The 25,626-nt window shown below is 61.7% G+C and carries 21 protein-coding genes, 2 tRNA genes and 1 pseudogene; 10 read left to right on the forward strand and 14 right to left on the reverse strand.

Translation table 11 applies throughout. The features are described from left to right. Positions 1–1,417: 1,417 nt before the first annotated feature. From MTX34_RS25030 to MTX34_RS25045, 4 genes are all read right to left on the reverse strand, one after another. Entirely contained in the window at positions 1,418–6,328 is a 4,911-nt protein-coding gene (locus MTX34_RS25030; RefSeq protein WP_243611174.1) for a DEAD/DEAH box helicase, read from the reverse strand. Between the two features lie 336 nt (positions 6,329–6,664). Beyond that, positions 6,665–7,543, reverse strand: coding sequence for a hypothetical protein (locus tag MTX34_RS25035; protein WP_243611161.1), 879 nt, complete (start codon positions 7,541–7,543; stop codon positions 6,665–6,667). A 133-nt stretch (positions 7,544–7,676) separates the two neighbouring features. Further along, a complete protein-coding gene (locus tag MTX34_RS25040) occupies positions 7,677–8,243 on the reverse strand; it encodes a recombinase family protein (RefSeq protein ID WP_243611162.1) in 567 nt (188 codons plus the stop codon). Positions 8,244–8,451: 208 nt separating this feature from the next. Next, a complete protein-coding gene (locus tag MTX34_RS25045) occupies positions 8,452–9,453 on the reverse strand; it encodes a DUF4238 domain-containing protein (protein ID WP_243611163.1) in 1,002 nt (333 codons plus the stop codon). 145 nt (positions 9,454–9,598) lie between these two features. Here MTX34_RS25045 and MTX34_RS25050 point away from each other — a divergent pair, with 145 nt between their 5' ends. Both MTX34_RS25050 and MTX34_RS25055 read left to right on the forward strand, forming a co-directional pair. Beyond that, positions 9,599–10,870 (forward strand): hypothetical protein, encoded by a 1,272-nt coding sequence (locus tag MTX34_RS25050; protein ID WP_243611164.1) that lies wholly within the window; start codon positions 9,599–9,601, stop codon positions 10,868–10,870. A gap of 879 nt (positions 10,871–11,749) precedes the next feature. Beyond that, positions 11,750–12,562, forward strand: coding sequence for a formate/nitrite transporter family protein (locus tag MTX34_RS25055; RefSeq protein ID WP_243597420.1), 813 nt, complete (start codon positions 11,750–11,752; stop codon positions 12,560–12,562). Positions 12,563–12,579: 17 nt separating this feature from the next. Here MTX34_RS25055 and MTX34_RS25060 read toward each other — a convergent pair whose 3' ends face one another. Continuing rightward, positions 12,580–13,503 (reverse strand): RluA family pseudouridine synthase, encoded by a 924-nt coding sequence (locus tag MTX34_RS25060; RefSeq protein WP_243597421.1) that lies wholly within the window; start codon positions 13,501–13,503, stop codon positions 12,580–12,582. Between the two features lie 77 nt (positions 13,504–13,580). Next, positions 13,581–13,937: an excalibur calcium-binding domain-containing protein gene (locus MTX34_RS25065; RefSeq protein ID WP_243597422.1), complete on the reverse strand. Its 357-nt coding sequence runs from the start codon at positions 13,935–13,937 to the stop codon at positions 13,581–13,583. A gap of 144 nt (positions 13,938–14,081) precedes the next feature. Here MTX34_RS25065 and MTX34_RS25070 point away from each other — a divergent pair, with 144 nt between their 5' ends. Both MTX34_RS25070 and MTX34_RS25075 read left to right on the forward strand, forming a co-directional pair. Beyond that, positions 14,082–14,285: a DUF3072 domain-containing protein gene (locus MTX34_RS25070; RefSeq protein ID WP_243597423.1), complete on the forward strand. Its 204-nt coding sequence runs from the start codon at positions 14,082–14,084 to the stop codon at positions 14,283–14,285. A 291-nt stretch (positions 14,286–14,576) separates the two neighbouring features. Continuing rightward, the gene (locus MTX34_RS25075) at positions 14,577–15,623 is read left to right on the forward strand and encodes an alpha/beta hydrolase family protein (RefSeq protein ID WP_243597430.1); all 1,047 of its coding nucleotides are present in this window, start codon (positions 14,577–14,579) and stop codon (positions 15,621–15,623) included. Here the strand turns inward: MTX34_RS25075 and hisC are convergent. Beyond that, the gene (gene hisC / locus MTX34_RS25080) at positions 15,612–16,676 is read right to left on the reverse strand and encodes a histidinol-phosphate transaminase (protein ID WP_279393668.1); all 1,065 of its coding nucleotides are present in this window, start codon (positions 16,674–16,676) and stop codon (positions 15,612–15,614) included. The genes MTX34_RS25075 and hisC overlap by 12 nt on opposite strands. Before the next feature lie 84 nt (positions 16,677–16,760). Between hisC and MTX34_RS25085 the strand changes: the two genes are divergently transcribed. From MTX34_RS25085 to MTX34_RS25105, 5 genes are all read left to right on the forward strand, one after another. Next, a complete protein-coding gene (locus MTX34_RS25085; protein ID WP_243597425.1) occupies positions 16,761–17,525 on the forward strand; it encodes a dienelactone hydrolase family protein in 765 nt (254 codons plus the stop codon). Positions 17,526–17,648: 123 nt separating this feature from the next. After that, a tRNA-Ser gene (locus MTX34_RS25090) sits at positions 17,649–17,738 on the forward strand. A 55-nt stretch (positions 17,739–17,793) separates the two neighbouring features. After that, positions 17,794–17,866, forward strand: a tRNA-Arg gene (locus MTX34_RS25095). Positions 17,867–18,004: 138 nt separating this feature from the next. After that, the gene (locus tag MTX34_RS25100) at positions 18,005–18,685 is read left to right on the forward strand and encodes a hypothetical protein (RefSeq protein ID WP_243611165.1); all 681 of its coding nucleotides are present in this window, start codon (positions 18,005–18,007) and stop codon (positions 18,683–18,685) included. A gap of 90 nt (positions 18,686–18,775) precedes the next feature. Next, complete coding sequence (locus MTX34_RS25105) at positions 18,776–19,366, forward strand: GNAT family N-acetyltransferase (RefSeq protein WP_243611166.1); 591 nt, start codon at positions 18,776–18,778, stop codon at positions 19,364–19,366. Positions 19,367–19,409: 43 nt separating this feature from the next. On the opposite strand, the gene MTX34_RS25110 is transcribed toward MTX34_RS25105, so the two are convergent. After that, a complete protein-coding gene (locus MTX34_RS25110; RefSeq protein WP_243611167.1) occupies positions 19,410–19,871 on the reverse strand; it encodes a hypothetical protein in 462 nt (153 codons plus the stop codon). A gap of 110 nt (positions 19,872–19,981) precedes the next feature. On the opposite strand from MTX34_RS25110, the gene MTX34_RS25115 reads away from it, so the two are divergent. Then, positions 19,982–20,857, forward strand: coding sequence for a bifunctional methylenetetrahydrofolate dehydrogenase/methenyltetrahydrofolate cyclohydrolase (locus MTX34_RS25115; RefSeq protein ID WP_243611168.1), 876 nt, complete (start codon positions 19,982–19,984; stop codon positions 20,855–20,857). On the opposite strand, the gene MTX34_RS25120 is transcribed toward MTX34_RS25115, so the two are convergent. The 6 genes and pseudogenes from MTX34_RS25120 to MTX34_RS25145 form a co-directional block, all read right to left on the reverse strand. Next, entirely contained in the window at positions 20,827–21,630 is an 804-nt protein-coding gene (locus tag MTX34_RS25120) for an IclR family transcriptional regulator (RefSeq protein ID WP_243611169.1), read from the reverse strand. The genes MTX34_RS25115 and MTX34_RS25120 overlap by 31 nt on opposite strands. A gap of 60 nt (positions 21,631–21,690) precedes the next feature. Next, entirely contained in the window at positions 21,691–22,383 is a 693-nt protein-coding gene (locus MTX34_RS25125) for a GntR family transcriptional regulator (protein WP_243611170.1), read from the reverse strand. 41 nt (positions 22,384–22,424) lie between these two features. Beyond that, positions 22,425–23,576, reverse strand: a complete 1,152-nt coding sequence (locus tag MTX34_RS25130; protein WP_243611171.1) for an aromatic ring-hydroxylating dioxygenase subunit alpha — start codon at positions 23,574–23,576, stop codon at positions 22,425–22,427. Between the two features lie 95 nt (positions 23,577–23,671). Then, on the reverse strand, positions 23,672–24,835 hold the full coding sequence (locus tag MTX34_RS25135) for an NAD(P)/FAD-dependent oxidoreductase (RefSeq protein WP_243611172.1): 1,164 nt from the start codon (positions 24,833–24,835) through the stop codon (positions 23,672–23,674). After that, complete coding sequence (locus MTX34_RS25140; protein ID WP_243611173.1) at positions 24,832–25,194, reverse strand: bifunctional 3-phenylpropionate/cinnamic acid dioxygenase ferredoxin subunit; 363 nt, start codon at positions 25,192–25,194, stop codon at positions 24,832–24,834. Before MTX34_RS25140 ends, MTX34_RS25135 begins: the two co-directional genes overlap by 4 nt. 305 nt (positions 25,195–25,499) lie before the next feature. Continuing rightward, positions 25,500–25,626 (reverse strand): annotated as a pseudogene (locus MTX34_RS25145) (MBL fold metallo-hydrolase); the annotation flags it as partial.

Here is a 25,626-nt window from a genome sequence, read left to right on the forward strand (position 1 = left end):
CTCCTTCGGGACGCTGGTGTGTGGTCAGAGACCATCAGCATCGGAGGAGGCCCGCCCTCATTGGCGGAGCCACACGGGTGAGCACTTTCAGAGATCAGATCTGGCAACTTTCACTGAGCGCCGTCACCCCATCCGATCCTGGCGCTATTCGCGGAGCAGGGATCGGGAAAATCAACTGCTACCCGGCAGTTGGTTGACCTCTTAGACCCCTCGCCTGTGCCCCTCAAGAAGACTCCGCGCGACGTCGATACATGGATCTTGACGGCGTCGGCATCCTGGGTAGTCGCACTCGACAATCTATCGAGGGTGCCGGAGTGGCTATCCGACTCCCTCTGTCGTGCGTCGACGGGTGACGGCGACGTGAAGCGCGCGCTCTATACCGACGACGGGCTCTCCGTAGTCCAGTTCAGGCGCTGTGTCATCGCGAACGGCATCGATGTCGGAGCGCACCGGGGCGATCTGGCTGAGCGCCTTGTGAGTGTGGAGTTGCTTCGTATTTCTAGTGATCGGCGCAGAAGCGAGGCAGAACTTCAGAAGCTCTGGGAGACGGAGCGGCCAGCTATCTTCGGAGCACTTCTCAATTTGGCGGCCGCTGTACAGATGCGTCTCCGAACTATTCGGTTAGAGCAGCACCCGCGCATGGCTGACTTTGCGCGAGTTCTCGCGGTGGTCGACGAGATCTGCGGTACGCAGGGACTGAACAGGTACCTTGGCCGAGCGAGCCTGATGGCTCAGGACACCCTGTCAGCCGACCCGTTTCTCGAACGCATTCGACGGCTGATCACGGAGACATTCAGCGGTACTGCTGCCGAGTTGCTTGTGCGATCTGAGCCAGAGGACACTTCGTGGCGGCCACCGCTATCTTGGCCTAAAAACCCGCGAGCGGTAACAGGAGTACTCAAGCGAAATGCTCCGGCCTTGAGATCGCTCGGCTGGCTCGTTGAGAACGACGGAGGACAGAACCGAGACGGCACCACGAGATGGACCCTGTCCCCACCGGCCGAGCTGAGTGACTGAATTAGCTTTGCATCGCTGACCCGTGTTCCCCGTACGGTTTTGGGACCCGTCTTGTGTTGCGGGGAACACGGGGAACAATTCTCCGCGTTGTTCGAGACCAAAGTACGAAATCGCTCGTTCAGGAAGTGTCTCTGTCGGTGTTAGGTACGAATAACTTTAGGTCCAGTAGGGTCCCACCCTGTTGCGCCCACGTTGTGTGTGATTGCCGCGCGACCGGCTGATGAGTCATCCTCGCCGATGAAATCGATTCAACGAGAAGGTCAAATATGGGTCAAATGGACTCCGGGCTGAGCTACGAAGTGGCAAGGCTTTGGTTCCGTTGGGCTACTTACAGTTGCGAACGTGTAGTTCGCCGGAATTACTCAACACCACCGCGGGAAATGTTCAGTGCGAACGTCCGTTACGCCTCAAGAGCCTCGACAATGCGCATCGTCTCCGTTGCTACAGTAGTGACCTTCTTGATCAGTTCGACGATGTAGGTTGGGTCGTCCTGTTCGTCGCACCAGTCGTTGGGATCATTGACAATGCCAGACGCTTTGTCGGTCTTCACCTGATAACGATCGATGATCCAACCGAGAGCGGAACGCGAACCGAGAAAATATTGCTCCGCCTCGGCGGGGATACCAGTGATCGTGACCTTAGGGTTGTAGACGATGGCGGTGCGGTCGGCCCTGGTCCGCCACTTCATCTTCTGGACGCGCCAGGTCTCGCGATCGGCAATGTCAGTTCCCGGCTTCAGGTCTACCGAAAGCGGATACGGCATGACGGATTCGTAATCGATGTGAAGGTTCGCAAGCCGCTCGCCGGCATCGGCAAGCTGGTTGAGCCGCTCGATGGAGTTTGGAATTGGTATGTGCGGCAGCATTCTCTTCAAGTCGGCTGCGTAGGTCGTGCGGTAGCTAGGGAGGTGCAGTTCGGAGTAAACGGAGTAGAAGATCTGGTCTTTGGTAACTGAGTCGCCAAGTGCACCTTGATAGGTCTCAAGAATTTCATCGGTGATGTTGTCGATTCGTTGGTAGCCGTGCTCGTCCTCCTGGGACCCGCTGGCGGCGAGGTCGAAGTCCAGTTCGGTGCGATTCGTATTGGTTGTGCTTGATATATAGGTCCACCGAGGGAAGAATTGGCCGCTCCCTGAGCCCCAGAACGACAGGTCGGGAATCGTGCTGCAAGCGATGACTGAGAACGGTTTGTCCGAGCCTGTGCCGACCACATAGAAACCCAGATTCTGGTGGTGCGGTGTCGGGAACATAGCGGGCAGTTGCCCAATGGCATCGCTTGTTCTGGCGTCGAAGTAGCTCCATTGCGGGACGAAAGGCCTGTATGCGCCGATGCGGACATTTTCGCCAGCCCAATCTATCGTCCTGTTTCGGGTGAGGTGGGCTCGCAGAGGCCGATTCCACGATATTTTGCCGGGCCCAGTCAGTTCCGGGTGCGCATCTATGAACGCATCTGAGGTCAGCCCTCCTCCCGATTGACTAGATAGCAAGCTGGCGACGGTTCGGTATTGCTCGACCAACTCATGCACCGAAGACCTAAGCGTCTCGCGGGACCAGTTGTAAACCCAAGCGTCTCGGCCAGTCTTAAATCCCGACGAGTACGTTTTGAACACAGCTTGGTCGGCCGGAGATTTACGACCGAGCACGGGCCAGGTCCCGAACGTCTCGTCTCGCTGGCTGGTCCAATCGCCATGCTTATCGGGGATGATCGGTTGCCAGTCGACCGTGTTCAGCTTGTCTGCGTCGATGATGCGCAGTTTGTCTTCTCGCGTGAGATAGTCACCAATGTCTCGATAATGGACCTCACAAGGCCCGGTGTTTGCCGCGTTTTTTACCCCAATGAAGATTGCGATGGTTGAACGACTGCCGCTGCCGAAGACCTTGCCGCCTTCTTTTTTGGACAATTCACCGGCGGTCCGCTGGTTGCCCCGAAGGTTGTAGACATACAACTTGGCGTATTCGTCGGCGAAGGACAGGCGAACGCCGCTGGCGGTGTTGCCGTCGATCCAGCCACCGTTTGAAACGAAGGCAACGATGCCAGCGTCACCGAGACGGTCGGTTGCCCACCTGTAAGCGCGGTAGTACGAGTCGTACAGACTGTTCTTGAGCTGGGCCGTAGACCTCTTCACGTAGGTTTTCTCGATACGCCCGTCGAGGGTGGGGTACTTGATATTTGCATTCAGATCGTTCGCACTGGATTGTCCAACTGAGTACGGTGGGTTGCCGACGATCACGTTGATCGGTGCGGCCAACTGCTTTTCAATACGTGAATTGTTCTGCGGGAACATGATGGCATCCATGGAGTCACCGTCTTCGGTGATCTGGAAAGTGTCGGCCAGCACAATTCCTTCGAACGGAACATACTGGCCCTCTGCACCGTTGGAAGTGGTCAATGCGTGGAACGTGGACTCAATATTGACAGCGGCGATGTAGTACGCGAGCAACATGATCTCGTTGGCGTGCAACTCGTTTGCGTACTTGCGTGCGAGGTCGCCAGGGAGGATCAGTCCTGATTGCATCAGTCTGGTGATGAACGTCCCTGTACCTGTGAACGGGTCGAGGATGTGGACGCCCTCGTCGGTGAGGCCGCGTCCGAAAGATTCCTTCGATACGTGATCGGCGGCGTAAAGGATGAAGTCGACGATTTCGGTGGGCGTGTAGACGATCCCCAGGGCCTCGGATTGCTTGCGGAACGCGATGCGGAAGAACCGCTCGTAGAGCTCGGCGATGACCTGCTGCTTGCCTTCAGCGCTGCTTACTTCGGATGCTCGGACGCGGACCGAATCGTAGAACTTCTCCAACCCTGATGCTTCGGCTTCGAGTCCGGTGTCGCCGAGCGCGTCGACCATCGACTGCATGACGATCGACACTGGGTTGTGCGCGGCGAAATCGTGGCCGGCGAACAACGCGTCGAACACTGGCTTGGTGATCAGGTGCTGACTGAGCATGCTGATCGCATCTTCGCGGGAAATCGAATCGTTCAGATTGTCACGTAGTCCCTGAAGAAACTTGCCGAACTGCTCGGCCACCGCTGGCGACGCTCCACCGAGAAGTGCGTTGATACGGGTGATCTGCGCATTGGCGATGTCCGCGACGTCGCCCGCCCATTGCTCCCAATAGACACGGGTGCCGACTTTGTCGACGATCTTCGCGACGATCGCCTCCTGCCACTCGGACAACGAGAACAGCGCCATCTGCGTGGCCATAGCGCCATCGCCGGACGTCTCATCACCGCCAAGCTTCTCTTCGTCGGTGGGGGTGCCGTCAGAGATGGACTCGTCGCCGTCGCTCGTCGGACCTATATGTCCACCGAGCAGCCGGTCGGTTCCCTTGCCGGTCTTCTTCGGCGAGTTGGCGTTGAGCGCGATGGAGTTGACCATGGCGTTGAATCGGTCGTCGTGGGCTCGCAGGGCGTTAAGGACCTGCCAAACCACCTTGAACCGCTGATTGTCCGACAATGCTTGCGAGGGTGACACCCCGGCGGGCACCGCGACGGGAAGGATGATGTACCCATAGTCCTTGCCCTCGGACTTGCGCATTACGCGGCCGACGGACTGGACGACATCAACGACAGAGTTGCGGGGGTTCAGGAACATCACTGCATCAAGGGCCGGGACATCGACGCCCTCGGAGAGGCATCGTGCGTTGGTGAGGATGCGGCATTCGCCCTCGGGGATCGGTGCTTTGAGCCAGGAAAGTTGTTCGTTGCGTTGGAGCGCGTTGAAGGTGCCGTCGACATGGTGGACCGAGCACGTCAGGTTTCGGTTGCTTGAGTCCACTTGTTCGCCGTCGTTCTCGGTGTTGTCGAGGAGTTCGCGGTAGGCGTCGATGACGTTTGGGAAGACCTCGGCGACCTGCTTGGACGCGGCGATGTCTTTGGCGAACGCGACTGCCCGCTTCATCGGAGCCTCGCCGACTGCGAATCCGCCCCCGTCGGTGGTGCGCCCGGCTCGTTTGGCGAGGCCGTTCCAGCAACCGACGATCTTGGAGGCGTCGTCGAGGCGGAGCTCGCTGAACTCCCCGGCGAGCTGTTTCTGCATCGGTGAGGCGATCAGTCCCTCGTCGACGGTCAGCACGATGACCTTGTAGTCGGTCAACAAGCCGCGTTCGACGGCATCGCCGAATGATAGGCGATGGAACTCCGGGCCGTACTTGGCTTCGTCGTCCATCGATGTCACCTCTGCCGAGTGCGCCTCTGCCTTGTCCCTGACCTTGTCGTCGAATAGCCGTGGGGTAGCAGTCATGTACAGCCGGCGGTCGGCCTTCAGAAAGTCAGCGTCGTGGACGCGGACGAAGTTCGAGTCGTCCTCGCCGAACAGTGTTACGCCGGTGGTGCGGTGCGCTTCGTCGCAGATCACCAGATCGAACGGGTCGACACCGAGGCCCTGGGCTTCGGCGACGACTGGGAGGGACTGATAGGTGGTGAAGACGACCGTCAGGCCCTTGGCGCGCTTGCGGTGTGCCATCTCCCCGGCAAGCTTCATCGGGTCGGTGGTCACCGGGATCGACACGTCGTGAATGTTGAAGTCCTCCGCCGACCGGGACACCTTGTTGTCCGAGCACACAGCGAATGCACGAAGTGGAAGTTGGGTCTGCGCTGTCCACTCCCTCAGCGTCTGCGACAACAATGAAATCGAGGGGACCGCGAACAGGATTCGTGCATGACCACCGGTCTCGCCTGCGGTGCGCTCGGCGATCTTCAGGGCGGTGAACGTTTTGCCGGTTCCACAGGCCATGATCAGCTTGCCGCGGTCATTGCCCGCAGAATAGCCGGCGAACACAGCATCGATTGCGTCCTGCTGGTGCGGGCGGGGGTCGTGCCGTTTCGCTGCGCTGAGATCGATCGTCAGGTTGCCTTGCGGCCACGCGACGTCCCAGTCGATGGGTGAATCGGCGATTTCGGCGAGACCGATGCGCTGAACGGGAATCTGCTGGTTCTCAAGCGCGGCTTCAGCGTTCGATCCCCATCGGTCGGTGGTCGAGATGATCACCCGGTTGGTGAAGGGGTTCTTACCTGAGGCGGTGAAGAAAGAATCGATATCACCCTTAGCCAGGGTGTGAGTGGGTTCGTAAAACTTGCACTGGATGGCGGTCAGTTCGCCGGTGTCACGGTTTCGAGCTACGAGGTCGATCCCGGTGTCCGGTTTCCCTGCGCGCTCTGGCCAGTCCATCCAGCGCCATACCTGGTCATATTCCTGTACTAGCAAAGGGTCGAGCTGGAAATAGCGGACCATCAGCTGCTCGAATTTGGTTCCACGTTCGGAATTTGACGGGGCCATTCTGAACGCCTCGATGACCTCGTGCACAGAACCCACGCCGAACCCCAATCCGCTCATACCGGTCTTTGCTCGTGATCATCCTGCCTTCACCATCAACTTTGGTGATCACTGGCCATCGGCCTCCGCGTGTCGCACTACGCCTGAGCCTGAGACCGGTTCTCGACTCTTGACCGGTAAGGTCTCGAATCTGCTGACGAGTCACTTCGTCAATGCTTTGCTGCGAGTTTGCGGGGACCGGTTGCTGTCGACGTGACGTAGCGGTGTGTCGACACCGTCCGCCGACGTCGAGCACATTGCTGCCGCGTTAGCCGGCACGACTGGGCGATTCGCACTGCGCAGAAGGGCGGCGTTCACGATTCCGGTGTTACTTCGTCAGTCCGCCTCGTTGACGTCGCACCGGACGAACACGCCTTCCTGCTCTTCCCAGATGGCTGACACGCGATAAAGGTGCAACAGATCAATCAGATCCTGGCCCGGTCTCGACGGAAGCAATAGCGCGCACCCGACGTGGTCCACGAAGCGGCCGTAGTCCAAGAGCTGACCAAGTCCGAGGCGAACAGTCGATCTGTCGGCAAGTGCTTTGACCTCCACAAGCTCGCCGGTTGTTGCGTCGAACAAGTCGGTGTACATCGGGTGGAGACTGCCATGGACGGGGATCTTGTGGCGGCGCACTTCGTGTCCTTCAGCTTCGAGCAAGGCGCAGTATCGGCCCTGCAGCGCAGCCTCTCGTCGCTCATAGACATCGTCAACCGATGGAGGCACCTCGAAGTGGTCGGCCAGCCGTTGTTCGAGCGGGACCAGCTCTGCCTTCGGCATCAAGGGGAGCGAGGTGTTGTTAGGACTGTCGACCTTCAAGTGCGCCAGGTTTTCGAGGAGAGTTTGAGGTGTTTCGCTGGCTTGTGCGGCGGGAGCGTCGAGATCGCGTGTGAACTGCGGATGGTCGATGGCTTCGAGGGCTGTGTACCCGTCGTTCGACCAGGTGCTCGTGTCCTTACGTACGGAATCATATTTTCTGAGTTGGTTCGATGATGTCGGCCGTACTGCTCCGTCTTTCACGAATGCTATTGCGACCCAGTTCTGCGATCGAGCGGCACGTGTGGCGAGGAACTGCTGTTTTGCGTCGTGCCGGGGGAGCGTCGGTGCTGCGTTGAGTAGGACATCCTCGGACTGTGAAACCGCGTCGGGGATTGAGCCCGCCTCTGCGAAGTGCTGGCATGATCTCCAGAGCCCAAACAGCGGTGCGTCGTCCATGTCCTTAATCTGCTCGACTGTGCCGGTCTGCGCAATCGCCGGTCGGGTCACGGCTTGGTGTTCTGACTCTTTCGTAAATCTGCGCGTCGGTCAGGACGCGAGTGTTGACCAAAACTGCTCCGCCGCAGCAGAGTTATTGGGCGGTCTGGGCGGCCGGCAGGTGCCGGTACAGCGTGGTGCGGCTGACGCCGAGGACACCAGCGATTTCGTTCAAGTCCAATCCGTCTGCTCGCATCCGTACTGCTTGCTGGAGTTTGACCGGCGTGAGCTTCGGTGGCCGTCCTCCTGTGCGTCCACGCTCGCGGGCAGCTTTCAGCCCGATGTTTGTCCGTTCCCGGATCAGGTTGCGCTCGAACTCCGCGAGCGCGCCGAAGATCGAGAAGATAAGTCGGCCGCCCGAAGTGGTGGTGTCGATCGACTCGGTGAGCGATTTGAAGCCCACTCCTCGCTGTTGCAGTGCATCTACAGTTTCGAGCAGGTGGGGTAGAGAGCGTCCGAGGCGGTCCAATCGCCACACGGCAAGAGTGTCACCGGGGCGGAGCGCGTCGAGCAGCGCGTCGAGCTGTGGGCGGGCGGTTGTCGCTCCGCTAGCGACATCGGTCCACACGCGGTAGCAGCCCGCGTCACGCAGTGCGTCCTCCTGACCCACACTCGTTTGCTCGGATGTGGAAACTCGCGCGTAACCCAGTGTCTCGGACATGACTTCATGTTACAAAACTCATCCTGTTTAGGGAATATGAAACACCGGAAAAGTACATGAGTTTTGGGACTGGGAAGGGCCTGGTGGGGCGTTGCAGTGCCTACAGGCGAGGAGTCGTACCGAATACGGTCGTTAATGAAACAAGAGAGGGAACGCTCGGAGTAGATGACAACGCCGCCGCTTCAGTCGCAGGATCGCAAGTTGGGTCTCAGTCGACCGGCAGGTCCAGATCAAAAGTCAGTACTGAACCGCCGTCTAGGTCGCGGCGACTTACGCCGGGATTCATTGAGGAATAGATGCCTAGCGGTGCCCAGGTACCAGGCTTGCGATCAATCTCGGCCATGTCGAGAGCTGCGTCCCATGCATGGTCATGCGCCCCTAGCGAGCCGCGGTATGGCCACCCGTATCCGAGTACAGGTCCAGTGGTCCCAGGGCCGCGTTCGAGGTCAACCACAGATTCTCTCCGACCACTCGCAACCCACCTCGACGCCGTGGCTGACACATGGCTGTTAACTTCGGACACAAAGATGGCATCTCGCTGATCGCGTGGAAGGGGGGTTAGCCACCCGCGTCGATCGGAAGATTGCCGGAATGCTAGTAAACGCCGGGATTGAGCAAAGATGACCAGAGCGAGGTTCGGAGCGATCGGGACGATCATCCCAGCCCGGCCGGTACTCGTATGGTGTGTAACGCAAAAACCCCGGTCCGAGGTGATGAAAGGCGTATCTCCACTGGCTTCAAGTAGTTGCCATTCGGCCGCCATGAGGGGAGCGATGGCCCTACTCATCTCAATCCAGCGAGACATCTGCGGTAACGCCTGCGCGTCGCTGTTGTCGACGAATGAGGGATGCCGCACGGTGAGGCCTGCGATGAACGGAAGCAGAACGGTCATCCACATCTCGAAATCAATCGCTCCTTGTGAGTCCCCGACTGCGTCTAACGTCGCGGTCAACCTCCGTTCGTACAGGTTGAAGGTGTTGTCCAAAACTCCGGGGTCGCCGATGTCAACGCCTAGCTCATCGCCCATCGTGTACAGGCCGCGCTCGTACCCCAACGCCTTTGCCGATCTCTCGAAAGGCGCTCGACGTTCTCGCTCGTTGACCCACAGCAGTCTGTCCCTAGGACGCTTCTCGGAGTCATCCTCCGAGAACCGGGCGAGGTGGACGGCCGGAATCCAGTGATGTTTCGGCTGCTCAGACGTATTGCTCATGTTCGCGCCTTCAATCTAATGGGGTTCGGTCCGAGAACAATCGTTTCAGGCACGACTAGCGCGCGGGGGCCGAGTAAGAAGAATATTGGGCTTACTGGGCCCTGCTGCAACGCCGTAATCTGTGTCAACCCGATACCGTCGTGCCGTGACAATTTATGGCGACGCAGAACGTCCGCGTGTGTTGGTCCACGGCTTGGACGACTCGCACGAAGCTGCTGCAGTTATCGAGCGACTAGCGGGCCGCGTCAAGTATCTCGATGCATGGGATCGGACACTCCGCTGGGCAAGTTGGGACGCCCTTGTAACGATTGGCTCGTTCGACCTAGACACAGCTGACACAGACCATCTAAGGGTTTTCCAGGCAGGGGGTATACCGGTCGGTAATTCGAACCCCGTGACCTTTACCCATTCGGAGGCGTTGGATGCGGTCACAATTGTCGGCGAAGAGGTGCAGATGGGCGAGAATCTAGCGAAAAATCTGCGTGAACTAGTCAAGCGCGAGCTCGTACCAGCTGTACTGGGTTCGTCACCACCCCGGGAAGGGTTCCTGAACCATAAGCTAGGAGTGCGTTTCACTCCTTTGCTCACAGATCTAGACGGTCGGGCAATCGCGGCAATCTACCAGCCGGTTCGTGGTCTTCACGAATGTTGGTACGTACCTGAGGTTGTGCCCGACCTGGGGGTCTGGTTGGAGGCAGCGTTCGCCGAATGGTCGCGCGACTTGCCTGAGGTGTTCCCGACGACTCCGGACTGGGTAGATAACGAGCAGTGGATGACCGCTGAGGAGGTGGCCGCAGACGAAAGCCACCGGTTGCTCGAACAGAACGCACAAGAGACATTTGCGCGTTTGGAAGCAGAGATACAAGAGTCAGCAGCCGAACGTGCCGCCTTGCGTCAACGCGTAGACGCTGAGGAGCGTTTGCTGCTAACCGAAACTGGCGACGGGTTGGTCGTACAAGTAGCGGCAGCTTTGGAACGGCTCGGATTCGAAGTCGAAGACGTCGACGCCGCAGGCCGGCGAGAAAAAAGGGAAGACCTTCGCGTCCGCGACGGCGATTGGATCGCGCTCTGTGAAGTGAAAGGTCATGACAAAGGTGCGACAACTGCGGACATCCTGAAAGCAAGTCGGTTTACTACCCTCTATGTACAGACTGAGCAGAAGTTGCCGGACGCGACTTGGTACGTCGTCAATCAATTTCGCGGCACAAACCCGTCTGTTCGGCGCGTCGTACTGAGGGGGCAGGACGACGACGTGAATGCCTTCGCGGAGCAGAACGGACTGGTGGTCGACACGCGACAGCTATTCGTTCTCGACCAGGCGGTGCTGCGTCGATCCCTCGAACCACAGGCAGCGCGCGAACAGCTCAAGACGAGTGTAGGGAGGTTCGAGTTCTTGCCGGGGATCGGCAGACCGTAGCGCCGCATCAGGGTAGCTAGACCGCGCTAGACGGGCATGATGGGTTTAGCGTGTGCCCACTTTGTGCCCACAAACACCCGTAAAAACCGGTGATCCCAAGCCATCTGCGATCACCTCAAAACCCTGCTCAGCGCCAATCTAGAGGTTTCACGTCGGTGGTTCAAAGGGTTCAAATCCCTCCGCTTCCGCCACGTGTTCGTTGCTCGAACCCGGTCCACCCGCAAGGGTGGGCCGGTTTTGTTTGCCCTGGTGGCCGAGTAGCATCCATGTCGCTTTCCCTGGGATGCGCCACAGCCCTCGCGTGCACCCGATGGATGGAACAATCGATCGGTGAGACATATTGAGACAGTTCGAGTCTCGGACGGCCAGATGCGATTGGCTCAGCAAGTTTCCCTGGACTTGATCTGGCCTCCTGAGGGTGTCCCGGGCTTTGTGTACTTCGGTGACGGAGGAGCGCTGATCAGCACAGGGATCTCAGGTGGTTTCGTGAGCGTCGAGCTGAGGATGGTGCGAGGTGAACCTGATCTGGATCTCCACTCATGGGAAGACATCGACGAGGGAGACCTGCGGACCAAGGCCGGAGGCATTCGCCTGTCAGCGGGTATGGCGTTCGAGAATTGGATACCAGGAGGACGGGAAGGCCTGACTCCCTCTGGTCCAGAGCTTCATCGGGTTCGTGTCAGTGCCAGTGGAAGAAGCTCGAACTACGACTTGGTAGTGGACGGCGACGGACCTGTCGAGTCCTACTCGATCGACATCTGGCCGGCGCGGTCTTCGTCAGCGCCGATCGTCCATAAGCACTCGTCGGGCCGGTAGGACTCGAACACAGGATTCCGGACTGACTGGTATCGATCTCGGTTCATTGGGTACTACCTGCGAATGAGCGAAGAAGCGCGGCGCAGGGACGGCGACAACGATGGACCTCTGGAAGAGGAACTCGAGGAAAGTTTCGACGCTGTCGTCTCCGAAGGTGCCGAGCGATTGCACCGCACCGTACGCACAGTCCTGATCACCGGATTCTTCGGCGGACTCGAAGTTGCTCTTGGTGTGATGGCCTATCTCGCGGTGTTGGACGAGACCGACAGTCATCTGTTGGCCGGCCTGGCGTTCGGTATCGGCCTGGTGGCCATCTATCTCGCCCATGGTGAGTTGTTCACCGAGGATTTTCTGATGCCGATCGCAGCGGTGGTGGCCCGCGACGGCACACCTCTGCAGCTGGCAAGGCTGTGGATCGGGACGCTGCTGGCGAATTTGCTGGGCGGTTGGGTGGTGATGTGGTTGATCGCGCACGCGTTTCCGCAGTGGCTCGAGGTGTTGTCCGAGGCGGCGCATCATTTCGTCGACGCACCGCTGAATCTTCAGTCGATCTGCCTGGCTGTTCTGGGCGGCAGCACGATGACATTGCTGACTCGCATGCAGCAGGGAACAACCTCCGACGTCGCGCGGATCATCGCCGCCATGGCGGCAGGGTTCCTGCTGGCCGGATTGCAGTTGTTCCACTCTATTCTCGACTCCCTGCTGATTTTCGGTGCCATCCACGCAGGAGCGGACGTGAGCTATGTCGCCTGGATCGAGTGGTTCGGATATACGGTGCTGTTCAACATCATCGGGGGCGTCGTGTTGGTCACCGCGCTGCGCCTGGTGCGCACGAAGGAGCTGGTGAAGTCCGAGCGTCATCGAAATCCCGAGTAGTCGAGCGGAGTCGGGTCTTACGACGTGCCATCCGATGCCCAACTACCCAGGCTCAGTCCGGTCTGGAAGCGTCGCATCGACTTCGAGATCGGGTCAGTGAATTCGATTGCACTGGCGAGTAATTGGAGTGGATTCGTGAAATCGTCGACGGCTCGTCCGCTTGCCGTCGGATAGAGGTCATCACCCAGGATTGGAACGCCCAACGAGCTCATGTGCAAGCGCAGTTGGTGAGTGCGGCCGGTCAACGGGGTCAGACAATAGCGACCGAGTCCGTGCCGATGGTCGAGAAGTTCGACGGTCGTGTGCGCGTTGGCTTCTCCGTCCACCTCGCGGGCGGTGAATTGCCCCTTCTCCGAGACGATTCGACTGCGAACGACGGTCGGCAGTGCGAGTGACGGGTCGTAGGGCGCGATTGCCTCGTACTCCTTGCGGACCTGTCGATCCTGGAAGAGCGTTTGATACGCGCCGCGCAGTGTCGGGTCGACGACGAGCAGAACCAGCCCTGCGGTGACGCGATCGAGGCGGTGAGCGGGCACCAGTTGGGGAAGATCCAGTTCGAGACGCAGTCGTACCAATGCGGTCTGCAGGATGTGCCCGCCGCGGGGGATGGTCGGCAGGAAGTGCGGCTTGTCGATAACCAGCAGTGCTTCGTCGCGGTGCACGATCGAGATATCGAACGGCACAACGGTTTCCGATGGCAGATCGCGGTGGAACCAGACTGCCTCGCCGGGAACATACGGTGCGTCCGGTGCGATGGGGCCCGCCATGTCGACGACTTCGCCGGCGTCCAGCATTGCGTCGATCCTCTGCGGAGGAATTCGTGACTCTGACGCGGCGAGGAAGTCACGAACAGTGCGCCACGTGCCGTCCTCGGGCATCCGGATTCGAGCGGGATCGAGACCGTGCCGCTTCGCCAGGGGCGGTTGCTGGCGACGTCTCACCGAGTGAGCGTATCGCCCGTCGAGATCGCACTTATGCGGACAATTCCGAGGGATCTGCCCACATAAGTGCGAGTTCGCTACTCGCAGCCGATGCCGTCGTCGTCGCGGTCGAGGTGGGGGCCGTAGCCGTACTCGTCTCGGTAGACAGGAGCCGCCCCGGCGTCACGCGCAGCATCGCAGTTCTTGTACTGGAATCCGCTGGGCCGAGGTGCGGGGGCGGGCGCGCCCTGCTGCTGCGGCGCGGGTGCACCCTGCGGCGCAGGCGGGGGTGCAAAGGCGGGCGGCGGCGGCAGGATGCAGAACTGAGCCGAGCCAGCTCCGCACAGGAAATCGGTGATCGGATCGGCTGAGGCGACGGCCGGGGCGGCGACCACGGCTGCCGCCGCAATTACGCTCGAGATGCCGATCTTGAACAGCAGGTTCTTCGTCTTCATTGGGTTCCAATCGAGGGGAGTGTGATCTGGATCATTGCCGGGAGATTATTGAACTGTCAATCAAGTCATTCGTACGACCGACGTCCGCGCCACCTGAAGGGCGAGTGTGTTTGGAACCCGCCCATTCGGCGTATTTACGAACGTATGAGCGAGAGCGAGCAGGTCAACCAGAACCCCGAGAAGGATCCCGACGATTGGGTCACCGGCGACGAGCCGATGACCGGCCCACAGAAGAGCTACCTGAGCACACTTGCGCAGGAAGCGGGCGAGGAAGTTCCCGAGGGTCTGAACAAGGCACAGGCGTCGGAAATGATCGACAAGTTGCAGGGCGAGACCGGACGCGGCTGACTCTCAACCCAGAGGTCCACTCGATGTGACATCGACCCCCGAAAAGGCCACCGAATGTCACATCGAGTGCCCTCCGAGCGTGCGTGGCACCGAGGACATCCGACCAGGTAGACCGTTCTTTCTTCAGTACATGTAACAAAGGATCACGCGGACTTTTGTACCCGCCTTCTCGCGGCTATTGTGAGCGAACCCACAGCTTTGGCGTGCGCGCATATCGGTGGGTACGTTGAGTAACGGATGTGGTTCGTGTTGCGACCCGTGAGGGTGCGCTGGGGGAGGATGGGCAATCTGATGCACCGTCGAGTGTTGGCAGTAGCGGGGACTGCTTTGGCAGTGTCGCTGCTGGGGTCGGGTCTCGCCGGGGCGCAGCCGCTTCCCGGTACCGGCAGTTCCGACGGTGGCGGTGCGGTGCCCGGCATGCAAGCCCAGTCTCAGCCGATGGCGTCGGCGCGCATCGATCGAGTCGATATGTTGACCGATCGTCGTGCAGCGGTGTGGGTCGAGTCGCCCGCGATGGGCCGCACCATTCAGGTTCAAGTTCTTCTGCCGGCCGCGCAGGCGATGTCTCGTCCCACGCTGTACATGCTCGACGGTGTCAGCGCAGGCAAGGAATCCGACTACCAGGAGAGCACCTGGACGCAGAAGACCGACATCGTCGACTTCTTCGCGGACAAGCAGGTCAACGTGGTTCTCCCGGTCGGTGGATCGAGCAGTTACTACACGGACTGGAACGTGCCGGATCCGGTCCTCGGCGTCAACAAGTGGGAGACGTTCCTGACGTCGGAGTTGCCGCCGCTGATCGATGCGCGCTTCTCGGGTAACGGCACCAACGCGATCTCCGGTGTGTCGATGGGTGCCCAGGCCGCGATGGACCTGATCACACGACATCCCGATCTCTACACCGGCGTCGCCGGCCTGAGCGGTTGCTACGACAATTCGCAGACCAACTTCAAGGACGCGGTGCGCGCTACCGTCGCAACCAACGGCGGAAACGCCTCCAACATGTGGGGCGAGAACACCGATCCCAAGTGGGTCGAGCACGACCCGTCACGCAACGCCGAGGCCCTCCGCGGCAAAGACGTCTACATCTCCGTCGGTACAGGTTTGCCCGGCCCCTACGAACTCGGCCCCGGAGGCAGCGGAGTCGAGAGTGCGCTCATGGGCGGTCCGCTCGAGGCCGCCGCGCTGTATTGCACGACAGTGTTCGATACGAGACTGCGCGCGTTGGACATCCCTGCGACAACCGTCTATCGCCCCTACGGAATTCACGGCTGGCCGTATTGGCAGGACGATCTGCGTGAATCCTGGCCGACGCTCGAACGTGCGCTAGGCCTGTAGAGCACACTTCAGAAATGCGTCGTTCTCGTGCGGGTCGCCGATGGTGACCCGCACGCCGTCGTTTCCGTAGGCGCGCAGCAGTACACCCTGTTCCGCCGCCGCAGCAGCGAAGTCACCGGAGCGCTCGGCCAGCGGCAGCCAGACGAAGTTGGACTGCGACGCGCCGACGTCGAACCCGCCGCCGACCAGCGCGTCGCGGACGCGATCGCGTTCTGCGATGAGCGCATCGGTGCGGGCAAGCAGCTCCGCGGATGCTTCCAACGACGCCACTGCCGCCTGCTGGGCAATCGTGCTGACGGCAAACGCAATCCGCACCTTGGACAGTGCCGTGATCACCTCGGGATCGGCTACCGCGTAGCCCACCCGCAGGCCCGCGAGTCCGTAGGCCTTCGAGAACGTCCGCAACACGATCACGTTGCGTCGTCCACGGGCGAGTTCCACGCCGTCGACGTGATCGCCGTCGGCAGCGGGACGGGTGTACTCGAAGTAGGCCTCGTCCAATACGACGAGGATGTTCGACGGCACCGCGTCGAGGAACGCCTCGAGCCTGTCGCGTTGGACGACGGTGCCGGTCGGGTTGTTGGGGTTGCACACGAAGATCAGGCGAGTGCGGTCGGTGATGGCGGCGAGCATCGCGTCGAGATCGTGCACGTGGTCTGCGGTCAGCGGAACCTGCACGGGCGTCGCGCCCGCAACGCGCGTGATGATCGGGTAGGCCTCGAACGAACGCCACGCGAACAGCACCTCGTCGCCGGGGCCACAGGTAATCTGAACGACCTCCTGGCACAGTGCAACCGAACCGTTACCGGCGGCTACATTTTCCGTCGCAACTCCGAGCTTCTTCGCCAAGGATTCGACGAGTGCCGTCGCCCGGATGTCCGGGTAGCGGTTGACGCCCCCGACGGCCTCGGCGATCGCTGCATGCACGCTGGGGAGCGGGCCCTGCGTCGTTTCGTTGCTCGCCAGCTTGATTGCCCCCGGAAAGCTACGGCCGGGAATGTAAGCGGGGATTGCGTCGAGGTCGGGGCGGATGTGCGCGTTCACGGCTGCCATTATGCGCCCAGGTTCGGGGTTGACTTCTACGCGTCCGTGATATTGCTGTGCATGACCGGACCGATCGTCCTATCTTCGGTAAGTATGTCGGGAATCTTCAGCGACGCCGCAGTCCTTCGTTCCGCCCCCGCGCCCACATTCGGCGCAGACGACGTGGTGGATACGTCCGCGCACGAGTCACCACCACAGGAGAAGGTTCCGTTGACGGCCGTCGAACCCGATGGTCCACCTCGCGGCGGAATCGTCGTGCTGCACGAGGCGCGTGAGGTGCCCGAGTCTCTGCTCGACCTGCTGCGCGCACTCGCTCTCGAAGGTTGGCTGGCCGTCGCGCCCAACCTGTTCCATCGAGGCCACGGGGACGACAAGGAGGTCTTCGGAGACGACCTTTTCGCGGACTTCGACGCCACCGCCGACTGGCTCGTCAAACGCGGCGTCTACCCCGATTGTGTCGGGGTCATCGGATTCGACGACGCAGGAACGGCAGCGCTCATCGTGGCCACCAGTCGACCGGTCGGCGCGGCGGTCAGTGTCGCTGCAGCGGGCATCGTGGAACCGCTCAATTCCGACGCGGTTGCGTTGGTCGAGGCCGTACCCCGACTGCAGGCGCCCTGGCTCGGTCTCTACGGCGAGGACGACCCGCACACCCCACCCGATCACATCGAAGCCCTCCGCGACGCCGCCACGCGCGCCTCAGTGGCCACCAACGTCGTCAGCTATTCCGGTGTGAAGCATCGAGCCGACCATCCGAAGGAACAACCGGGCAGCAGCGACCACACAGATCCCGCCGAGGCCGCTCTGGTCGATGCGCAGACCCGCATCTTCGATTGGTTCGACAGCTTCATGCGGTGACGAGCAACAAGCATCTTTTACGCGAACGCCGTGCGAACCGAAGGCGTCGACCAGCCGTTTTGCCTTCTGGCCTCAGCCGTGTGTAATCTCTTTCCTCGGCGGTCCGAGAGGGCCGGCAGCCTAGGAGGCGTGCCAGAGCGGCCGAATGGGAGTCACTGCTAATGACTTGACCCTTCACCGGGTCCGGAGGTTCAAATCCTCTCGCCTCCGCCACGCTGATCCGCAAGGATCGGCACGTCGGTTCTCCGGAACCGGCACAACTGAACATGCGCCCGTAGCTCAACGGATAGAGCACTTGACTACGGATCAAGAGGTTAGGGGTTCGAATCCCTTCGGGCGCACAGAAGAAGAAGCCCCGAACTGCAGCGACGCGGTTCGGGGCTTCTTCGTTACGTAGGGGATGTTCGGCTGATCCCGAAGACGGTGGACAATGAAACAAACCGGGCATAAGGTTTGGCGACATCGTCGGAGGGGGCCACGTGAGTGATCGGCCGGGCAGAATCTCGAACGAACGCGCTCGGCCGGACGGGGTCGGTGCCGATTCTCGACTGCACGACGTCACCGCGCGGTTGTCCATCCCGCTGTTGCTCATCGCGGTGACGTTCATCGGCGCGTTGCCGTTCTACGTTCGTCAGCCGTTCGGTTCGGTGGAGTCGGTATCGAGTCCGATGTGGTTCGGCGGATCTGCGCACCTCGCATCACCGGCAGCGGGTCTGTATTGGCTGATTGCACTGCCGGTGTGTATCGGGGCTGTCGCTCTCTACTGCACGTGGAGTGAACGTAGATCGGGCACCGGCCTGCACGTTCGTCTGTGGCTCGTGGCCAGCGTCGGACTGTGTGCGGCAATAGTCGTGCTGATGCGCAGCGGCTTGTTGTTCTTCGCGGGCAACCTGACGATCCGCGGACTTCTTCCGCTGTCGACGATGTCGGCGGCCGTGTTGATCTGGGGCGTTGCTCTGCAGTCGCGCGTAGTGGTCGGGGTGGGAGTCGTGGCCGTCGCCGCGAGTCTGGTGTCCAACCTCTACAACTTAGAAAACCTTGTGCCACAACAGTTCACATTCGACGCCCGGTACGGTCTCTGGTTGAACATCCTGCTGACATCGCTCGTCTTCGTTTTCGGGGCAGCGGTGTCCGCGCTGGTCGAACGATCGAGGAACTGACGTTCCGCCTGTCGATCGCTACGTGTGCGTGGGTGCCGCGTGCGTCCACCTGCAACCGCGTTCGACCGATTGGAACTAGAGTTCCCGTATGTGAATGCGAAGCAGGCAATCCGACCGGCAGTTCCGGCCGACGTGGACCGCGCTGCCGAGTCTCTCGGCCGCGCCTTCTCGGACTATCCGTTCACTCGGCACACCGTCGCTGCCGATGATCACCAGCAGCGGGTGGCATCACTGCAGCGCTTCTATCTCGATTCGATCGGCTTGCAATGCGGTCGAGTATGGGTCTCCGATGACGTTGCGGCCGTTGCGGTGTGGCTCACCCCATCCTCGGTCGGCGTAGGCGAAGCATTCGAGTCGGTCGCCGAACACATCGAGCAACTGCATGGTGACCGCATCGATATCGCGCGAAGAGCAGACGAAGCCACCGAATCATTGAAGCCGTCGGAGCCGGTGTGGCTGTTGGCGACGGTAGGCGTCGATCCATCCGTGCAAGGGCAGGGTTTGGGGCGCGCCGTCCTCGAACCCGGCCTCCTGCAGGCCCGCAAGGAAGGCAGCCCGGCCTACCTGGAAACGTCCTCGACAGCGAATCTCGACTTCTATGCAGGGTTGGGATTCCGGGTGACCGGGTCTGTGCAACTCCCCGATGATGGCCCCGAAGTGTGGGCGATGCTGCGCCGATAACTGTCGTTGGATCTCCTGGACCACCACGTCATCCATACCGCTCTCAACAGGAGTCGGCGGTGCTCCTCCGGACCCGGTAGTTGTGCCATGCCTGCGCCGAGAGCGGCACCGCTATGAAGACGAAGCCGATGATCGGCAGCGATATCGGCCACGGAATCGACAGGTTGTTTGCCGCCAACAGTGCACCGGCCAACGCCATCGACGCGCCGACACTCTCCAGTAAGTCGACCTTGCGCGGCCGGACCGGTGGGAATCCGATCCACGGGATACGTCGTCCCGCGTTCTCCCGTGAAACCCGCCGCGCCGCAGCGATGGAGAGCGCGGTTCCGATCGCGAGCATGCAGACTCCGGCAGTGGCGGCCCACCTCTGACCTCCATCGATCCACATCGCAGCCAGGTACAGCGCCGGGCCCCCGGCGTATGCGCACCACACCTTCCACACAGGTGCAGACTCGCGCTCGTCGTGCTGCACGTCGACCGGCCGCATCGGTTGCAGGGGCTCCATGGTTCGACCCTCCCACACAGCCTCTTGACCCGTTGGCGAACTAAGCCGTACCCTGACCGACAGTTGATATATCAGCACTGCAACGGCCGGCCGAACCGAGGAACCACAGCATGACCACAGCGCTCAAGATCGACGGGACGGCCGTCAGCGCGATCGTCAAAGACGATCTGCGACACCGCGTCGAACGGCTCGCACAGCGGGGGATCAGACCCGGTCTCGGCACGATTCTGGTGGGCGACGATCCGGGAAGTCGTTCCTACGTCGCTGCCAAGCATCGCGACTGCGCCGAGGTGGGACTGCATTCGATTCAGGTGCGGTTGCCTGCATCGGCGAGTCAGCACGAGATAGAAGACGCCGTGCACGCCCTCAACGACGATCCCGAGTGCACCGGATTCATCGTCCAGTTGCCGCTTCCCCCGCACATCGACACCCATCGGGTGATCGAGCTGATCGATCCACGCAAGGACGCCGACGGACTGCACCCGACCAATCTGGGTCGGCTCGTGCTCGGCATGGACGGACCGTTGCCCTGCACGCCGCGCGGGATAGTGGAACTGCTTCGCCACCATGATGTTCCGATCACCGGCGCACGCTTCTGCATCATCGGGTGCGGAATCACGGTCGGGCGCCCGCTCGGGTTGATGCTCACCCGGCGAAGCGAACACGCGACGGTGACGATGTGCCACGAAGCAACCGTGGACACCGCCGCGCACACTCGGGCCGCCGATGTTGTCATCGCCGCGGCGGGTGTTGCGCATCTGGTGCAACCGGATTGGATCAGTGCCGGGGCAACGGTGCTGTCGGTGGGAATCACCCGTACCGTCGAGGGCATTCTCGGTGACGTGCACCCCGGCGTCGAGCAGATCGCGGGGCGGCTCAGTGGAGCGACCGGCGGCGTCGGACCGATGACGCGGGCCATGCTGCTGACGAACGTGGTGGAGTGCGCGGAGGCGGCTCAGGCAGAGGGAATGAAGGACTCGCGATAGCCCATCTTCTCGCTGATCTCCGCTGTGGCGGCCAGTACGTCGGGGACGATGGCCCGCATTCTGCTTTCGTCGAAGCGATACACCGGACCGGAGACGCTGAGCGCCGCGGTCGTCTTTCCGGTGTAGTCCAGGATCGGGGCAGCGATGGCATTGAGTCCGGTCTCGAACTCCTCGACCACCACGGCATAACCGAGCGAATCGGCAGCGTCGAGTTCGGCGACGAGGCCGGCCGTGGTGGTGAGAGTGTGTTCGGTGTACCGATGGAGGTCGAGAGAGTCGACCACCGTCTGCCGAGTATCGCCGTCCAGAGCGGCGAGTAGCACCTTGCCGCTCGCAGTGGCGTGCAGGGGAGTTTGCTCTCCGATCCAGTTGTGGGTTCCTACCGAGCTGGGTCCACGTGCCTGATCGAGGTGCACCGCCGTATTCGCCCGCAGCACAGCGATATTCACTGTCTCGCCGAGCTTTCCGGCGAGACGTTCGCAGACGGCGTGGCCGTATTCGGTGATCTCCAGGCGCTCCGGTACGGCGGCAGCGAGCCGAAGAACCCCGAGGCTCAGCCGATACTTGCCGCGGTTGTGTGTCTGCATCACCATGTCGTGTTCTTCGAGTGACGCGAGCAGCCGCGACACCGTCGACTTGTGTACGCCGATCTCGGTGGCGATGGCGCTCACGCCTGCCTCTCCGAGCCGTGCCACGACCTCGAGCACTCGAAATGCGCGGTCGACGGATTGGACGCCGCCCTCCGGGGCACGTGTCGAATCGTCGGTTGCCACCTTCGCGACTATACGTAACCGGACATTCACCGGGTGGGACGACCCCTCGGGCGGCGAGGTCTAGATGACGGCCCGAACGGCGTCGTCGAACTCGGTCACGTGCGCTCGGGCGATGGTCGCGGCGTTCTCCGAGTCCCCGGCCGCAATGGCCCGCAACAGCTCGGCGTGAGTACCCACATGGTCGGCCAGTGGGGGCAGCCGATCCATGAACAGCCAGAAGATTCGCGACGCCAAGTTGTTGTAGCGGATCAACGCATCTTCGAGAACCGGATTCGCTGCCAGCCGGTAGACGGTGCGATGCACCTCCGCATCCCACGTGATCAGATCGTGTTGGCTGGGTGACGCAACCTCGAACGCCTCGGTGCGGTCGGCCATGCCCAACAGAACCTGGCGCTGAGTTGCTGTTGCCGCGGTGGCGGCTTTGGCTGCGGCCAGCGGCTCGAGCCGCTGCCGGATCTCGGAGATGTCGCCCAGGTCGGCGACGTCGATCGATGTCGCGAAAGTGCCGCGCCGAGCGTGCGAGATGACGAGGCGTTCGTACTCGAGGCGTTTGAGCGCTTCCCGGACGGGCGTGCGGCCGACGCCGAGCTCGGCGGACAATGCCGATTCGACGACAGCTTCACCCGGCTTGATCACCAGCTTGATCAGCTTGTCGCGAACTGCCGAGTAGGCGACGTCGGCCATGGTCGCCGCCGGTTCGCCCGGCACCCCCGACGGTCCGGGGTTGCTGGACGACGCGACCTCGACACTCATGGTCACCGAGTCTATCGGCACCGAGAATGCGGCAGGGGCGATCAGCCCTCGATGCGATTCTTCAACCAGTCGTGGAAGATGCCGATGTGGTGTTCGCTACCCACCAGCACACCGCCGTCACGGTACTTCCGTGAGCTCATGGCGGGCTGGCAGCGTTCGCACGCCTCGAAGTCCTGCAGGTTGACGCGGTGGAACAATTCCACCGAGTGCTGCAGGTCGCGCCCCGAGGCAACGACACCGGGCAGATACAGCCAATCGCATTCCACCAGAGTGTGATCGGCGGCAAGCGGATACATCCGATGGATGATGACGTGATCCGGGACGAGGTTGACGAACACCTGCGGTCGGACGGTGATGGCGTAGTAGCGCCGGTCCTGTTCGGGTGCGATCCCGGGGAAGGCGTCATGCCCCTCGGAGCCGTCGAGCGTGAATCCCCTTACGGATTCTCCGAATTCGGCTCCGTGGCCCACGTAGTACTGGGCGGCGTAGCCGTCGGCGAACTCGGGTAGTACCTCGGTCAGCTCGGGGTGGATGGTGGCGCAGTGGTAACACTCCATGAAGTTCTCGATGATGAGCTTCCAGTTGGCCTTGACGTCGTAGCTCACCCGCCTGCCGAGGCCGAGATCCTCGATCTTGTAACGGTCGATGGATTCGACGTCGCCGAGTCGATCGCGGATGTCCTGCACCACCGTGGTGTCGAAGGATGCGGGGTTGTCGCTCAGGTTGACCCAGACGTATCCAAGCCATTCCTCGACGGCCACCGGCGACAAACCGTAACGAACCCGGTCGATGTCGGGCATCTTGGTGAGATTCGGTGCGGCGATGAGCTTTCCGTCGAGGTCGTAGGTCCAGGCGTGGTACGGGCACTGGAACGATCGCTTGACCTCGCCCTTGTCCTCCATACAGATTCGCGCTCCGCGGTGAGCGCAGACGTTGAGGTAGGCCTTGATGGCACCGGTTCGCGTCCGAGTCACGATCACACTTTCCCGGCCGATCTGTACGGTCCGGAAAGCGCCTGGCTTGTCCAGGTCCGCGGCGCGAACCGCGCAGATCCACAGCTCTTCGAAGATCTTCTCCTGCTCGAGCTCGAAGATCGCCGGGTCGGTGTAGTAGCGACCCGGGAGAGTGGAGATCAAACTTTCGGGCAGGGGGAGAGGGGTTGCGGGGGCAGTGGTGTCGGGAATGGTGGTCAAGGGGTCCTCCGTACGTGGCCGACCTTGTGGGTCGGTGACGAGACGTCAACTGGCATAGGGTAATACGACGTGGTGCATCCGGAACGAGTGTGGTGTCAGGCTGTTCGAGCGGGTGCCGAGAGCTGACGGCGCCAGCGGGTGAACAACCGGACTTGATTGACACCGAGTACGCCGACCGGAAACCCGTCGGATCGGTACACGGCGAGAAAGCTGCCCACCTCGGGCGAGCCTTCCTCGATGGTGCATTCACTGTCCGGGCCTGCGGTGCCGGCGAATTGAATGCGAGAACCGTACTGATCGGACCAGAAGTACGGGGGTTTGACGTGTTGGCCGCCGTAGCTGCCCGCAAGCAGCGTTGCCACTGCGACGGTGGGGCGTTCGGATGCACCGGCCCAATGCTCGACTCGTCGATGAGAACCGCTCGGATCGAGCCACGCGGCGCAGTCGCCGACTGCGACCACTCCGGGCACAGCGGTCGCGCCGCCGCCGTCGCACAGGATTCCGTTGCCGAGTGCGAGTCCGCTGGTGCCGAGCCACTCGATGTTCGGAATGCCGCCGATGCCGACAACCACGACGTCTGCGTCGAGGAGTCGGCCATCCGCGAGCCGAACGCCGGTCACTCGGTCGGTGCCGGTCAGTCCGTCGACGGCGGTGCCGCAGATCAACGTGGTGCCGTTCTCGTGGTGCAGATTGCCCACCGCGCTACCCAGTCGCGCGCCGAGTGGCCCGGCGAGCGGTGACGGGGCGGCTTCGACGACGGTGACCTCGAGGCCCAGTTTCCGTGCGGTGGAGGCTACTTCGGCTCCGATGAAGCCGGCTCCGATGACCACCAGCTTCGCTCCCGGCTCGAGCTCCACCCGCAATCGATCGGCGTCGTCGATCGTGCGCAACACGTGCACCCCCGCAAGGTGCTCGGTACCGGGAAGCGAACGCGCGCGCGAGCCGGTGGCCAGGATGACGCCGTCGGAGGTGAGTTCGGCACCGTCGTCGAGGGTGACGGTTCGACGCGATGGATCGAGTGCCGTGGCTGTACGGCCGAGAATCCAGGTGGCATCGAGGTTTTCGTCCTCCGGCTCGAGTGCGAGAGTGCTCACGTCCACGTCGCCTGCGAGGTATTCCTTCGACAGGGGAGGGCGGTCGTAGGGGCGGTGGCTCTCGGCGCCGACGATGGTGACCGAGCCGTCGAACCCAGCGGCCCGCAGTGCCCGGGCAGAGCACAGACCGGCCAGGGATGCTCCGACGATGGTGACGCTCTTCATGAATGTCCCTCGGCGGCCAGCCGGCTGCGAACGTCGGGCGGAAGATTGGGAGCCGCCGTGCTCAGCTCGATGTAGATCACACCGTCGTCGACGACAACGGTGTGAGTGCGCACCGGGAGCTTCGCGGGCGGAGCATCGACTGCTCCTGTACGCAGGTCGAATGTGGACGCATGCAGCGGGCATTCGACCGCGCATCCCTCCAGCCAGCCGTCGGCGAGTGACGCGTCCTGATGCGTACAGGTGTCGTCGATCGCGAACAGCTCACCGTCCTCGGTGTGGAACACCGCCACTGGTGGGGTGGTGTCGACGCGTAGAGCTTCGCCGCCGGGGAGGTCGGCCAAAGGGCACACCTTGAGCATCCAGATCCTTCCTGTATCGCTATACGGAACACGTCTTACTGAACGCAACAATAGTGTGAACATTCACACAGGGGCGTGTCAATAGGTGACAGCACTTTTCACTCCTGCGAAACACGACGTAACCGGAAGCGGACAAACTACGCGTTGTACCAGCTGAGCAGGTGATTAGCATGTGCAATGACGTGCTCGTGCGGTGCGAGGTGACCCCGGCTCGACGGTGCGCACAGGGGTCCACGGGCCTGTGCGCAGCGCCGATTCTCCGCTACCACCGAGTAGTTACTGACATCCTTGATATATCAGAGGGCTCAGCTGCCGCGGGCGATCCACTCCTCGAGGTGCGGTGCTTCGTCGCCGATGCGCGTCCCGTCACCGTGGCCGGTGTTGACTCGGGTGTCGACGGGAAGCGCGAAGAGCCGGTCGCGGATGGACCCG

The organism is Rhodococcus sp. ARC_M5 (assembly GCF_022810405.1).
Lineage (GTDB): Bacteria > Actinomycetota > Actinomycetes > Mycobacteriales > Mycobacteriaceae > Rhodococcoides > Rhodococcoides navarretei.